This is a genomic window from Trichocoleus sp. ST-U2, from assembly GCF_039961875.1.
Lineage (GTDB): Bacteria > Cyanobacteriota > Cyanobacteriia > Cyanobacteriales > FACHB-T130 > FACHB-T130.
Genome location: NZ_JAMPJY010000019.1, coordinates 50,642 through 64,966, shown reverse-complemented (window position 1 = coordinate 64,966; position 14,325 = coordinate 50,642). Strand labels below are relative to the sequence as shown.

Below are 14,325 nucleotides of genomic sequence, written 5' to 3'. Positions count from 1 at the left end.
GAGCAAACCGTCTAGGCTACGTCCGACTCAGCAAAAAAATATATGACTTTGATTTTAACGAACGACGACGGAATAGACGCTCCTGGAATCCGAGCGCTGCACAAGGCGATGAATGGCAAGGGGGTGATTGTGGCTCCTAAAGACCATTTATCCGGATGCGGTCATCAGGTGACGACGACTCAAGCGATTCATGTCCGGCGTCGCTCGGATTTTGAATATGCGATCGCGGGTACTCCCGCTGATTGCGTTCGCATTGCAATTACACATCTTTGCCCTACTGTCAAGTTTGTCCTTTCTGGCATCAACGCCGGTGGCAACTTAGGAGCCGATGTTTACATTTCAGGGACTGTCGCCGCTGTGCGCGAAGCAGCCTTTCATGGCATTCCGGGGATTGCCGTTTCCCACTATCGCAAAGGCAAACTGAATGTCGATTGGGATGTGGCGGCGAGGTGGACGGCTGGAATTTTAGCCGATCTACTCAACCGTACCATTGAACCGGGAACGTTTTGGAATGTGAATTTGCCGCATTTGTTACCCGGAGATCCCGATCCGGAAGTGGTGTTTTGCGAACCTTCTCGGCAACCCTTACCAGTTAACTATCGCGTTGAAGGCGATAATTTTTACTACGTCGGAGAATATGCCAAACGCGATCGTACGCCCGGTAGCGATGTTGATGTTTGCTTTTCCGGCAAAATCGCCGTAACTCAGCTGCGACTTTAAAAAAGGTGAGGTAAGATACCGCTCCCATAAGAGTTAACGAAAATCCCTTAATGCAGTCCCTTCGTGTAAGATAGCCAAGGTTAAATTGAACTCAATAGTGGTGGAACCATCCGAAGCACAATACCTAATTCTCAACGCCTTAGATACCTTAGAGCTACTTAGCAATGCGGTGTATGATGAAGACACAGGAATTTGGGTAATTGAAACCCCTAGCAATGTCTTACCCTATGCTCGACTCCTGCAAAATAGCGATATTGTTCCTATCAAATGGGTATCGGAACGATGACAAAACCTACTGAGATTGAAAAGCAACAGTATGCAAGAATAAAAGAACTTTTTGCTTTATCTCGACAGCGCTACTTGGATGCAGGAGGCGATCCTCGAAAGCGCCCAAGTGGTCTGAAAGGTGATGACTACTTGACAGATGAAGAAAGGCAAGAACTATTTGCGATCGCTCGCGGTGGAGTTAAAATCATCGGGGACGAAGTTCACTGTGAAGGGCGGTCTTGGAAAATATCCGCAAAAGATATAAATAATTAGAATTAATCAAAATGCGAATTTTAATCATGGGCGGAACCCGTTTTATCGGGGTTTATCTAACAAAAATTTTGGCGGAACAAGGGCATGAAGTGGTGCTGTTCAATCGGGGAAATAAACCAGCGCCCGTTGAAGGGATCAAACAAATTCAGGGCGATCGCACGGATGCTTCGCAACTAAAAGAAAAGTTATCTCAAGAAAAATTCGACGCAATTTTTGATAACAACGGTCGGGAATTGAGCGACACCCAACCTTTAGTAGAAATTTTTAAGGATCGGGTGCAGCATTTTATCTACATGAGTTCTGCGGGTGTGTATCAAAAGTCAGATCAGATGCCTCATGTAGAAGGGGATGCCGTCGATCCAAAAAGTCGTCACAAAGGCAAGCATGAAACGGAAGCTTACCTAGCACAGCAAAAAGTGCCTTTTACATCGATTCGTCCTACCTATATTTACGGCCCGCAGAATTATAACGATCTGGAAGCTTGGTTTTTCGACCGGATTGTGCGCGATCGCCCAATTCTCATGCCCGGACATGGCTTCCATCTCACCCAACTCGGTCATGTGAAAGACTTAGCGGTAGCAATGGCAGCAGTGCTGGGCAATTCTCAGGCAGTGGGACAGATTTATAATGTGTCGGGCGATCGCTATGTTACTTTTGATGGTCTAGCGCGTGCTTGTGCGATTGCAGCCGGGAAGTCCCCTGAGAATTTACAAATTCTCCACTACGAACCCAAAAAGTTTGACTTTGGCAAACGTAAAGCTTTTCCTTTCCGACTTCAGCACTTCTTCGCCTCAGTAAATAAAGCCAAGACTGAACTAGGATGGCAACCAGAATATGACTTAATTTCTGGCCTAAAAAACTCGTTCCAGAAAGATTATCTTGCCTCTGGTCGGAACAAAGCCGAGATAGATTTCTCAATTGATAACGAAATTCTAGAAGCAGGCTAAATCAACTACCAAGACACGAAGACACGAAAGAGCGATTAGTCGTTGTAGAGATACGATGAATCGTATCTCTACTAGCTAACCGCTGAGGGTTGCTCGGTTTTTTGGGGGAGAAGGTAAATAACTCCAGAAATCAAAGTAAAAGCAACGGAAATCCAGAAAGCACTTATGGCGGGAATTTCCCAAGAGACAGGCAGTGGTGCGATCAAAAGCGCGATCGCAATAATTTGACTGACTGTTTTTAACTTGCCCCAAATATTCGCTCCACTAATGGTCGTTTTGTTAACGCGCCAACCAGCGATCGCTAGCTCTCTTGCCAAAATTAGAAATACGCCCCATGCCGGTACTTGACCGAGTTGAATGAGCGGCAATAGGGGAGCCAACACCAGTAATTTATCAACTAACGGGTCAAGAAATTTACCCAAATCTGTAACTTGATTCAATTTACGAGCCAAGTAGCCATCTAACCAATCCGTAGCCGCCGCAACCAGAAAAATTACTAACCCCACAGTGCGAGTTTCAGTTGTTGGGGTGTCCAGGCAATAAAGCAGAACTGGCAACGCCAGTAAGCGAGATAAAGTAATCCAGTTGGGTAGCGTCATAACAAGCATCGATCTGATAAGTTAAAAAGACTGTAGACTCCGGACGGTTTCGCGTCCAGAGTCTACAGCCTGAAATTCTAAGTTTACAGTTAGCGATTCGTGATTCGCTTTTTAACAAGCACCTTTCTTCTTCACAACTGCCATCACCGTCTTGAAAATCAAGCTGAGGTCGTAAGCAACAGACCACTTTTGCTGGTAATCAATATCCATGCGGACGATGTCTTCAAAGTCTTGGACGCTAGAACGACCGTTCGCTTGCCACTCGCCAGTAATTCCCGGCTTAACATTCAATCTTTCCCAGTGATGAGCATCGTAGCGCATGACTTCATCAACGGTCGGCGGACGGGTTCCTACTAAGCTCATGTCTCCCATTAGAACGTTCCAAAACTGCGGGAATTCATCTAAGCTGGTGCGACGTAAGAACTTACCGATGCGGGTAATTCGGGGGTCATTTTCGTTTTTAAAAATATGCCCTTTCGCTTGGTTATCGACCAGATGCTTGAGCTTCTCTGCACCAACAACCATCGAACGGAATTTCCAGATGCGGAACTTGCGTCCATTCAAACCGCAGCGAATCTGACTGTAAAAGACAGGACCTGGGTTATCCAGTTGCATTGCGATCGCAACTGGAATTGTAATTGTCGCTGCGATCGCTAACCCCACGACGCCTCCCAAGATATCAATCAGGCGCTTCTCTTTGCTAGTGACAGATGGATGACAGCTTGGCTTTGCAACATCAACCAGGTAGATTTCATCAAACGCCGACGAAGCAACGTCGAGGGATTCGGGGAGGTGGGAAGTAGTAATCACTGTTTTTAAGTTGGCTTCTAGAATCAGGTTGCTCTTATGTCAATATAGGCAACACCCCTTACAGATGAATCGTTGAAAGCCCTTACTTTACCGAATCTTTAAGGGAATCGGTATTTTTTTAAGTTTTGTTAGAAGTACGGTTGACAAGGTACAGATTTCAATTATTTAATCCTCTGCCTGTAGGAGGATTGAGAATGGATAATTCTTTTTACCTGAAAGTACGTCGTTACGCGTCTCTTGCGGGTCAGAACTTACCCGGCAAGGATTGAGAAGGATAATTTTTCACCTTGAAGTACTCCTCCCCAGTCTTTTGCAAACAAAGATTTTTCCCGATTTTCCTCCGCACGTAGGGGGAATTGCGGAGGGATGTTCTTGTGACTGAATACAAGCAGTCTCGGATCTCATCGCTAAACTGTTGCCGGTACTAACAAGTCAAAAACTAATGGTTCTTCTAGTTTTTGATAAGTGCTTGTCAGGATAGTGTTTAAATAGCGAAGATAGCGATCGCCCTGCTGAGCATTCAGTCGATACATCTGGGTCGCTTCTTTCTCAAAAAGTGGAGCCTCTGCGATCGCTTGATAGTCAGGATTTTGCTCGGAGGTGGAACTCAGCAGTCCAAACTCGGCTTCCGACGGCACGATACCCGCAGGCAGCTTTCCTTCCAAAAGCGCCATGACGCGAGAATAACAAACCCGCGTATTAATGCCGCGATACTCTAATAACTGCATAATTTCATTCAGCGGCAGCGGTTCTTCGGGTAAAGCGCGTAAAAGTTCCAAAAGCAGAAAATAATCGCTGTACTGCTGCGTTTGTTGCTCCAACAGTTGAGGATACAGCGGTAACGTAGCCAAACCGTAAGCCACTGGACTACAGTTTAGGGTTGAGTCGTTTGCGCCAGTATCCCGAATCAAGACTGCTTTTGGGAGTTTTTGTCGTAGCCATTGAGCGATTTCTCCGACGGCTGCGGTTCCGCCAGTACAGATAATTTGATGAATTCCTGATGCGGGTATCCCTGCCTGAGTTAGCAGCGCATTCAATTCTTGATTCAGTTTTTCAAGAAACGGTTTGAACACGCGGTTTTCTAAATCTCGGCGTGTCACCAAACAGGACTTTCCGCCCAATTCCACAGTATAGCTGTCTTGCTGTTGCAGAATTCGTTTGACAGAATTGGCAGCTTCCAGAAGCGCTTGTCCTAGAGGAGAACTTTGCAATAACGATGCCAAGCGATCGCGCGTTGCTAAATCGGGTTCCCCGGCTTTGGGAAGGCTCAAGGATGAAGAATGCAGGATGAAGGATGACTCGAATTCATCTTTCATTTTGCCTTCTTCATCGTTCAAGAGTAATTGACCGATGATGTCTTGATCGATAGCGTTGCCTGCATAGGCGAGACTCCGACAAGCAAACTGGGAATACGTTAAGTCTTTAAGATTTTCGGGCAAATTCACCACAGCGAGTTCGATGGTAGTGGCACCCGCGTCGATCACCAGAGTCCCGCCTTGCCAGGGGACTCCCGGTAAGGTTGCACCTTCAATTCCTGCCAACAAAGTAGCGATCGCATCTTCAAGAAAGAAGATTTCCTCCGGATTTTCCACCAGATGGGCACCCAGTACGGCTTCGCGGATGTTGAAGCGGTAGGTATCCCCCCATTTAGCAGGACAACCGACAATCACACCACTCAAGCAACTCATCGCTGCATTTAGCGTAGAGGGCTTTAAACCAGCGGCACCCACTAAATTAGGTCTCAATTGTTCTGTGGGGGATAGCGGGTTTCCCTGCCTTCCTAGAGGTCTTAGAGTGGCAAATAACGCTTGCAATGAGCGCCCCAGCCAGTAAAGGGAAATTGGCTGGTCGAGCGACCACTGCAATATCGGCTCCCATTTTTTGGCAGATGAATAGTAAGGAATTCCCACCTTCAAGTACGGTTTAAAGCCTTGAATAAAGACGCCTTCTTTACGATTGGCAAGAGAAGACGCCAGAACACCCACTGCGATCGCCGCTGGCGTATGCGCGTAAGTGTTACTCGCGGCTGGTGTATCGGCGTAAGCGCTACTCGCACCCCCCGATGACTGCTCTGAATTGCTCCAGGCTGGCCCCGTGTAAGTCACTGCGGGTAAACGAAAGCTGGTTTGGGTAGATTCTGTCTGTCCTTGGCTTATCCAATAGATGGGATATCGTTCACCCGTCGAACCATTTAACAAAACCGCAGACACGCCAGTTGTGCCAAAGTCAATACCTAAGTACCAGGCATACTTGCTGACATTCTCCGCAGGCGATGGTTTTGCAGACTCAAGGACAGTGGAAGAATGTATTGAATTTGGATTCATTATCCCGATCGGGAGCAATTTTGTACTTTCTAAAACTAATGGGGATTCAAGGGTAATTTCCTGAGTGGGTATCCCTACGGAGTTTTTTTTTCCGGGTTCGATGAGTCTGAAAATATATCCAGCTCCAGATCAAAATCGTCAGTTTGAGGCAGCGTCGGCTCAGAAACGGCTTCTTCCTCGGTTGCCATTGGTGGATTGTTAGGGAACTGAGCGATCGCATCGTCTGGTGGAGCGATCAGTTCTTCCAATCGCAATAATTCTTCCTGCCAATCCGATTCCCCTAGGTGTGTTATTTCCACTTGAGAAATTTCCGGCATTTCCTCAAATTCCCAGTCGCCTAAATCTTCTTCCTGCAACCCAGTTAGCGCATCAATATCGGCATCAGACGCGATCGCCCTTTCTCTGGGTGTTTCTAGACTCTGTTCCTCATCGGCAAATAATTCCCACGATTCATCGAACTCAATCGATACTGCTGTCTCCTCACCAGTAATTTCTGGCGTCTGTTGTGCTTCCGAGTCAGAGAAGTATTCTTGCTCTAGCGCCGCCGTTTCAGTAGGTAGTAGATTGACTTCTTCGGGGAAGAATGACAACGATTCATCGAAATCAATGGTGGCTGGTGCCTCCCTTGACGGATTGGCTGACTCCTCCCACTCCCAGTCGGCAACGTATTCTTGTTCTAACGCCGCCGTTTCGATTGGTGGTAGCTCTAAATCGACTTCTTCTTCGGGGAATACCAACGATTCGTCGAAATCGATGGTGGCTGGTGCCTCCCTTGACGGATTGGCTGGCGGTGGCATTTCTTCCCACTCCCAGTCAGCAACATATTCGTGTTCCAGCGCCGCCGTTTCTGTAGGTAGTAGATCGACTTCTTCGGGGAATACCAACGATTCATCGAAATCGATGGTTTCTGGCATCTCTTCTGGCGTTTCTGTTGACGTGATTCCTAACGTCTGTTGCTGGGAATCGGCTATATATTCTCGATCCTCCTGTATTTCTAGTTCTGCTTCTGTTACTGAACCCAGCGAGGGCGATACTTCCGACGATTCATCAAGATTAGCGGGGGGAAGAAAAGCGATCGCTTTGTCTGGCGCTGGATCTAAGGGTTCTACAGGGAACAAAGAAGCCAAATTCCAATCCGCTCTTTCATCGGCTGTTGTCGTGTTCGCCGTTTCCGGTTGCTCCTGATGGGAATTTTGTGGATAGTGAGCGATCGCGTTTTCTGTTTCTGAACCTAAACTGAATTCCCCAGACGGCAATCTTTCCGACTCCTCATCTGTTCCAGGAACAGAATCCTCCTCCACAAAGCTATCTAGGGCGAGATCATCCCAATCTTCCATCAACAACTCATCCAGTTCCGTCACTGGCAAAGCTTCCTGATGTCTCGTCCTCTGGGTTATTTCTGACGCTTCTGCTTGTGTTTCAACAGCATCAACCGTCCCTTCTGGTATCTCCGTCCCAAAAAGCTCTTCCTCCTCTGCGAACCAGTCATCTTGAGTCTGGATCTCTATAGCGTTATCGCTAAAATCCGCCTCTATATCCCTTCTCTGCTCCTCTGATGGCGGGAATACGCCCCCCTGCGGTGCCTCAAAGCTAGACAAATCTTCGCTCAGCAGTTGCAGTGTATCTCTATCCAGCCAAAAAAATTCGTCTTGGTCAACTGAGAAAGTATCCATCGCCAGCAGATTCTCGTCTGGCGAAGCTGGAATGTAGATATCTTCTTCCAGACTTGCAGCTTCCTCGGTTGCAGGTTGCTCTGTATCCTGGATTTGAGTGTCCTGGATTTGGATGTCCTGGATTTGAGTATTCTGGATTTGAGTGATTTCCTCCACACTCGGAGGTGTGACGATTGGCAAGGGAGATTCCGGTGGCAGTACTTCTTGCTCCTGGAACAGATCCTCCTGCAACAGATCGGTTAGTGCCGAAATGACCAGATCCCCTTCTTCCACTGTTTCAGGATTGAAGGCTTCATTGGTTTCGACATTTTGATTGTCACTGGCAATCGTCGGAGCGATCGCCCACTTCTCAGCTTGGATAACCGTCTTTTCCCAATCTTCGGGAAATAAAACATTTTCCCAAGAGTCCTCGACTTGCTCGACTCTCGCAGGTGGTTGCGCGATCGCGGCATCTTCAGCGGGGTCTTCCAAACCTGCAAACAGGGCATCTTCTAAAGAGTCCTGACTGCTATAAGGGCGAGGGTTCCTCTCTCCGGCTGAATCTTGAGGAATGATTGGATTTATACTTTCTGCTTGAGTTTGGGTATCTCGGGCGGGATTATTCTCCGGTTGTTTCTCAACTTTTTGAGCTTGTTGTTCGGGACTCTGTGGGATTGGCGGCGTCCCAAACAAGCTTTCAAAAAAATCGTCGATTTCGTCGCGCTTCCTGTCGGGAATCGTGGGAAGGATAGGCTCCGTCTGGAAGATAGTTTTCATATCATCGTCATCCAGCGATGCCATCTCCAGATTGCCCAAGTTCTCTAGATTCAAGTCTTCCAGACCGCTACTCTGGGCACCAGAGGTAGGGTTCGATGGAGTGCTAGCAGACGATGCTGTCCCAAAAAGATTATCCTTTGAGGAGGCTTGCCTTTGTACCGACTCCCCTAAGCGGTCCGTTGGCAGATTGAACTGGGGACTTTGCGACTGCTCCTGTTCCACCGAGCGGAGGGGCAATTCAACCCCCGGATACGGCAATGGCTGTCTGGCGACAGGAACATCATTCGGCGAGAAATTGAATTCGTTGCGATTAGAAGGTGGAGAGGAGGGTTGATCCAGCGTTTGGGGTTCCCTCTGGGGATAGGGCAGTTGCAGAGCGCCGATTCCTGGTGTTGTCGCAGCCGGACTCGCGCTACTTGCATCTACTTGTGACTGCCGAGACGATTGCAAAATTGCTGAGGCTTCTTGCTGGAACTGCTCGGTGAGCTGATTTACCAACTCTGTAAACATCACCTCGCTTTGCTGCCCCAAGTTGTGCATTTTATCAAGTCCTTGGGCTAAGGACTCTTGATAGCTAACAAGATTGCGTTGCAGTGCCTCGAAGACTGTACGAATGGTTGAATCCAGCGTTGCTAGCAGTTGATCGGATTTTGCCTGTAACGTTTGCAGTTGTTCCAGGCGCTCTCGCGGATGTAAAGGTAAAGAATTGCTAGATATCGCGTCTGAATAGCTAGGTGAGAAATTATAGGGTTGTTTTTGACCTTCTGGAGGGAGTACCTCAGCACTCAAAAACTGAGTTTCCAAATTTCTCAGGGTTTGAGCCATCTGTTGCGTGAGAGTTTCCTGCAAGCGACTAGAAAGTACCTGCAAAAATTCGGAAATCAGTTGCTGCTGTGCCGCTTGTTGCTGAGCAAGCGTTCGATGGTGCAGCCGATAACTCTCCATCTGTCGAATCTCTAAAACCAGAGATTCCCGCTGTTGGCGAAGACTCTCCAGATCCCCCTGCAAGGACTGCATCAAGCTGGTTCGCACCGCTTCCATGTCTTGCTCAACCGCTTGCACAATCTGTCGTGCTGTTGCCTGCGGTTGGTATTCCTGATGCTGAGCTTCATCTCCAGCGCCTGATTGTTGCCGTGAGACTAAATAGGTACGAACCTGCTCCAGAAGCCGACGCTGCTCTTGGACATCAACTGACCTGAGCCAAGGCCGACGGGAGCTGGCCTTGTGGAGGATGCTGTCAATGTTAGCGATTAGTGTAGAAATCGCATCCGTCTCGTGAGTCACAATGGAATCCCTGGCTAGAACGATTGCACAGTTATCAGAAGTTACTATACTGCCACTGCCTATAATGTTAGACTGCCCAACAAGAACAACTTATATTAAACAGGGTGTTGCATCTACCGGGTGAATTATTTCAAGACTGGTAATTCTAAATGTAGATAGAATTTTGGGTTGTAGCGTTTTGTCACCCAATGGGTACAAAGAAAGCGATCGCCCAAAATCAAAGCGTTTTGGATTAAGATGTGAGTTTTGCTAGATGCGTCAGCAGCGAGTCGCGGGTTTCCTCTATGAGGATAATAAAGATAGGGTCACTGGCTCAATGGGTGCCTCCTAACTCTGATTGGTACGCTGCCAAGAGCCTCCTGTTCAGCCTAATTATCTTCGAGAGCGTAAACACCATATTCGGGAGATGCCGACCTGATTGCTGAAAGTTTCCGGCTCAACGGTTGCTCTTGATTCAAACGCTACCAGCTAGCCCCACTCCAGTGGGCCACTCTTTATCAGTTCTTAGCTTTTTCATTTGTGTTGGCCCGATGGAAGACCGATACACCCCCCGCGAACCGAACTCTAACATGAATGCGTTGATTCGCTCCACACCTTTGTTTACCGGCTTACCAGAGACCGTTGTGGAGAAAGCCACTTCCCATGTCGTCACTCGTACCCATCCTGCAAATCAGGTGATTTTGCTGGAAAATGACTGGGGCGGCTCTGTCTACTTTATTCTGGAGGGTTGGGCGAAAATTCGCACCTACAACCTTGATGGTAAAGAGGTAACGCTGAATATTCTTGGCAAAGGAGAACTTTTTGGCGAAATGGCAGCGTTGGATGAGGTTCCTCGTTCAACGGATGTAATTACGCTAACTCCTACGACGATTGGCAGTATGCCTGCTCAAGATTTTGTTCAGTTAATTCATAACGAACCACTAGCAGGCGTTCGCTTGGCTCAGTTGATGGCAAAACGCCTGCGTCAAGTCAACCGTCGCCTCCGATTGCGAGAATCAGATAGTATGTCCCGCGTTGCCGACACGTTATTATTCTTAGCAGAAGGACAGGGAAAAACTGCCCAAAAAGGAACGATGATCCCCAATTTACCCCATCGTGAGTTAAGCAGCCTCAGCGGTCTGGCGCGAGAAACGGTGACACGGGTTTTAACAAAGCTGGAAAAAAAGGCGCTGATTATGCGCGACCACGATATCTTGTGCATTCCCGATTTGGCGGCTTTGGAACGGCTAATCGTCTAATAAATACACGGCAGCGGCACTCTGGGTGCCCGACTGCCATTTATCTGGGTGCCTAGTCATGGGTTTTCAGAAAATATTGGTTGCTATCGACGACTCTTCTTTATGTCAGGCTGTCTTCGCTCAAGCGCTGGAATTGGCGCAGGCGAATCGTGGAGCAATGATGCTGCTACATTGCCTCAATAGCGAGATACTCGGTGAAATAACGCCACGGCTCTCTGGTGAGATGGGTTTGTATCCTCAGATGATGACATCCTATGAGAATCACCACCTCACGCTCGAAAGGCGAATCCAGCAGGTGCAAGATTTGCTCCGAAGTTACTGCGAAAAATCTACCCGTCAGAAAGTGCCGACGGAGTTTGATTACAAAGTAGGCGAGGCTGGGCAAATGTTATGTCAAGCAGCTGAGAATTGGGGTGCCGATTTGATTGTGATGGGACGTCGGGGGCACAAGGGATTGACAGAAGCTTTGCTGGGGAGTGTGAGTAATTATGTGCTGCACCACGCTCCCTGTTCGGTGTTGGTAATTCAGGGCATAGATACGGAGCATCCTGAATCACTGGCGACTGGGGAAATAGCGGATGGATAAAGGGATACTGGAAATTGGTAATGGGTCTTGTAATTCTCTCCTGAAGCTGCTGAAGCTCGGCTCAAAACGGGAATAGAGGTTAAATTTAGGATCTGGCTTTGTTTTTTAATCTGCATGAGCGATCCTTTTGAAGACGGTCAAGCTTCTGGTCTGGGGAATTCTCAGAAAATCGAAGATGAGGCGAATCTAAGCGAAACGCCCCCGGCAACCAGTGCCCAAGGGAACAATTATTCCGAACCCCAGGTGAAAGCAGTTGCTCCCCTGATCATGGTGGAAACTGCCTTTCTGGCTAGTACTTGTAGCCTGATTTGGCTGATTAATTATTACTTTCCAATGGGACCGCTGCTGCGGATGTTTTTCCCAATCCCGATTGCCCTCGTATACCTGCGATGGGGACACCGGGCGGCTTGGATGGCAGCGTTGGTTTCTGGGTTGCTGTTGTCCGTCCTAATGGGACCAACTCGCAGCATTCTGTTTCTGATCCCCTACGGTCTCATGGGTGTCCAACTGGGGGCTTTGTGGCGGCGCAGGAGCAGCTGGCTGTTCTCGATTGGTACGGGGACAATTATTGGTACGTTTGGATTCTTTTTTCGGTTTTGGCTGCTGTCGATTTTATTGGGGGAAGACCTCTGGGTTTACATGACTAGCCAGGTGACGGAACTGGCAGAGTGGGTATTTGTCAAGATCGGGCTACTGCAAGAGCCGAGTCTATCTTTGATTCAAGCGATCGCATTCGGCATGATTATTCTCAATAACGTTATCTATCTGTTTGTCGTACATTTGGTGGCTTTGCTGCTACTCGATCGTTTGGGTAACCCGATTCCCCGTCCCCCTCATTGGGTGCAAGTGCTGCTGGATTATGAAGAATGAGGGAGAAAAGTTAAAGGTTGATTTCGCCTTTTTCCAGTTGCTTTGAGCCTCACCACGACTCAACCCTCAATCCAAAATCCAAAACTCGATGATTCATGTCTACACTCAGATAGAACCGGGACATCGATGGCTCCAGCGATATCGGGGACGTCCATCGGTGTTTGCTTGTATTTTGGGCTTTACCGCCACCGGGCTGATCCCCGGTATTTCAGCAGCTGGAGCAACGCCAGAGGATCGACAATATACAGCGATCGCAGATGCGGAATTTTTGTATAAAGGCCCTCAGCCTCAGCCTCAATATCCTCTGCCTCCTCTGCAAGCGGGTGCCTCTCCAGTGCTAATCTCCCGCGCGGTGGTTGAAGCACTTGGTATTCCCGTTTATTTATTCAATGCTGGATTGCCCCAGCCGCCAACTGTTCCAGTCATTGATTTGGAAGGTGCCCCTGCCCAGTGTCTCAGCGGCGGAAATGCTTTGCCTCTCGCGACAGTGAAACATCTGTGGGAACAAGGACTAATTTGGGGGCAAAAACTAGCGGCAAGTATCCCGGATGGATATTTAATTCTGGGAGAGTGCGTGGTAGGGGGAACGACAACGGCTTTGGCAATTTTAACGGGCTTGGGTGTCCCCGCTGCCGGTAAGGTCAACAGCAGCTATCCTAGCTGCAATCACGCGCAAAAGTGGGCGGTGGTGGAAGCTGGGCTGAAAGCCTTTAGGAGCAGAGGAGACGAGGAACATCCTTTCCAAGACCCGTTATATCTGGTTGCGGCAATTGGCGATCCGATGCAAATTGCGGTTGCGGGGATGGCGATCGCTGCGAGTCGCACTTGCGGTGTCATGCTGGCTGGTGGAACGCAAATGCTGGCTGTCTATGCCTTGATGCAAGCGCTTGGGCGTCAATATTCCCTATCTTGGGAACCCGAACAAGTTGTGGTGGGAACGACTCGCTGGGTGGCAGAAGATCCAACTGGTGATACGGTCGGCTTAGCAAAAACAATTAGCCCAGTCCCCTTATTGGGGACTGGGCTGAGTTTTGCGCCCTCTCGTTATCCTCAACTGCGGGCTTATGAGCAGGGATACGTTAAAGAAGGCATGGGTGCGGGCGGATGTGCGATCGCGGCTCATTTAACTCAGGGTTGGCACCAGGAGCAATTACTCCAAGCCATTGAAATGTTAATCGAGCGTTGTTGAAGTCCGAAATATGAAGTGTGAAGCATAAAGCCAGTGTTTATTCTTTCTTCTCTATCTGCAAGCCTTCTAGCTGTATCCCGCCTGCCGATTGTTTAAGAGTGAATTCTCTGAGAGAGTAACTGTTCTTCTAAAGCAGCAATGCGATTATAGGCAGCGGTGAGCTGTGCCGTTAGCCGTTGGATTTGAATGGTCGGTGACAAATCTTTCTCGCTGCTATGAGAGTTACTATCTACAGAGTTTGTATCAACTAAGACATCTTTGTGCTCCATTACTGGAGACTGATTGCTGTAGCTTTTATAGGCATAGCGGCTATTACTGACTCCTAAAGGTGCGGGTGTACCTCCTTGGATAGCCGCTGCTTTGCTTTTAGACAAAGCTTCAGAGACTTTTTCGCTCAACTGGTCAATCATTTCGTAAAGGACATCAACTTTATGATTTAAAGTGATGACTTGCTTTTGAAGTGAATCCATGCAATTCCCACTAGGCGTTAACTTGATTTCTTTCATGTTATAAAAAAATAGTTAAAAAACTGTTTTACTTACAAATTATTTAACTATTGAGCAAGATGAATTTATGAAGCTGGAGTTGGGATCGATTGAGCCTTTTTAGGTCAAGGCTGAATAAACATGAAAAGCGGTTTTTCTAGCAGGATTTATGATGTAGAAATATTAAATTCTCAATTCTGAAGATTTATTGGAAATTTTCGCGATTCTAGCCCTATATTCCGTTTATTTTGATTTTCAGCCCTAAGAAGTTCCTCTATCAAAAGGAGGAACAGAAAATATACTT

The 14,325-nt window shown here is 47.9% G+C and carries 13 protein-coding genes; 8 read left to right on the top strand and 5 right to left on the bottom strand.

All coding sequences use genetic code 11. From position 1 onward, the window contains the following. The first annotated feature begins 42 nt into the window (after window positions 1-42). From surE to NC996_RS14555, 4 genes are all read left to right on the top strand, one after another. Window positions 43-720: a 5'/3'-nucleotidase SurE gene (surE, locus tag NC996_RS14570; RefSeq protein ID WP_190439794.1), complete on the top strand. Its 678-nt coding sequence runs from the start codon at window positions 43-45 to the stop codon at window positions 718-720. Window positions 721-817: 97 nt separating this feature from the next. Next, window positions 818-1,006, top strand: coding sequence for a hypothetical protein (locus NC996_RS14565; RefSeq protein WP_242030430.1), 189 nt, complete (start codon window positions 818-820; stop codon window positions 1,004-1,006). Beyond that, window positions 1,003-1,260, top strand: a complete 258-nt coding sequence (locus NC996_RS14560) for a hypothetical protein (protein WP_190412779.1) — start codon at window positions 1,003-1,005, stop codon at window positions 1,258-1,260. The genes NC996_RS14565 and NC996_RS14560 overlap by 4 nt, the downstream gene beginning before the upstream one ends. An 11-nt stretch (window positions 1,261-1,271) precedes the next feature. Continuing rightward, complete coding sequence (locus NC996_RS14555) at window positions 1,272-2,207, top strand: NAD-dependent epimerase/dehydratase family protein (protein WP_190687004.1); 936 nt, start codon at window positions 1,272-1,274, stop codon at window positions 2,205-2,207. 71 nt (window positions 2,208-2,278) lie between these two features. On the opposite strand, the gene pgsA is transcribed toward NC996_RS14555, so the two are convergent. The 4 genes from pgsA to NC996_RS14535 form a co-directional block, all read right to left on the bottom strand. Beyond that, window positions 2,279-2,806, bottom strand: coding sequence for a CDP-diacylglycerol--glycerol-3-phosphate 3-phosphatidyltransferase (gene pgsA, locus NC996_RS14550; RefSeq protein ID WP_190687051.1), 528 nt, complete (start codon window positions 2,804-2,806; stop codon window positions 2,279-2,281). 111 nt (window positions 2,807-2,917) lie between these two features. Beyond that, window positions 2,918-3,556 carry a sugar transferase gene (locus NC996_RS14545; protein ID WP_347276560.1) on the bottom strand — a complete coding sequence of 213 codons (639 nt, stop codon included), beginning with the start codon at window positions 3,554-3,556 and terminating at the stop codon, window positions 2,918-2,920. A gap of 467 nt (window positions 3,557-4,023) precedes the next feature. After that, entirely contained in the window at window positions 4,024-5,940 is a 1,917-nt protein-coding gene (locus tag NC996_RS14540; RefSeq protein WP_190687001.1) for a hypothetical protein, read from the bottom strand. A 74-nt stretch (window positions 5,941-6,014) separates the two neighbouring features. Then, window positions 6,015-9,653 (bottom strand): hypothetical protein, encoded by a 3,639-nt coding sequence (locus NC996_RS14535; RefSeq protein ID WP_190686998.1) that lies wholly within the window; start codon window positions 9,651-9,653, stop codon window positions 6,015-6,017. 530 nt (window positions 9,654-10,183) lie between these two features. On the opposite strand from NC996_RS14535, the gene NC996_RS14530 reads away from it, so the two are divergent. The 4 genes from NC996_RS14530 (at window position 10,184) to cobT (ending at window position 13,536) form a co-directional block, all read left to right on the top strand. Then, entirely contained in the window at window positions 10,184-10,891 is a 708-nt protein-coding gene (locus NC996_RS14530) for a Crp/Fnr family transcriptional regulator (protein ID WP_190412784.1), read from the top strand. 58 nt (window positions 10,892-10,949) lie between these two features. Next, window positions 10,950-11,477: a universal stress protein gene (locus NC996_RS14525; protein WP_190439805.1), complete on the top strand. Its 528-nt coding sequence runs from the start codon at window positions 10,950-10,952 to the stop codon at window positions 11,475-11,477. A gap of 114 nt (window positions 11,478-11,591) precedes the next feature. Next, window positions 11,592-12,347: a DUF2232 domain-containing protein gene (locus NC996_RS14520; RefSeq protein WP_190412786.1), complete on the top strand. Its 756-nt coding sequence runs from the start codon at window positions 11,592-11,594 to the stop codon at window positions 12,345-12,347. Between the two features lie 88 nt (window positions 12,348-12,435). Further along, window positions 12,436-13,536 carry a nicotinate mononucleotide-dependent phosphoribosyltransferase CobT gene (gene cobT / locus NC996_RS14515; protein WP_190686995.1) on the top strand — a complete coding sequence of 367 codons (1,101 nt, stop codon included), beginning with the start codon at window positions 12,436-12,438 and terminating at the stop codon, window positions 13,534-13,536. Window positions 13,537-13,628: 92 nt separating this feature from the next. On the opposite strand, the gene NC996_RS14510 is transcribed toward cobT, so the two are convergent. Continuing rightward, on the bottom strand, window positions 13,629-14,006 hold the full coding sequence (locus tag NC996_RS14510; RefSeq protein WP_190412895.1) for a hypothetical protein: 378 nt from the start codon (window positions 14,004-14,006) through the stop codon (window positions 13,629-13,631). Window positions 14,007-14,325: the final 319 nt, after the last annotated feature.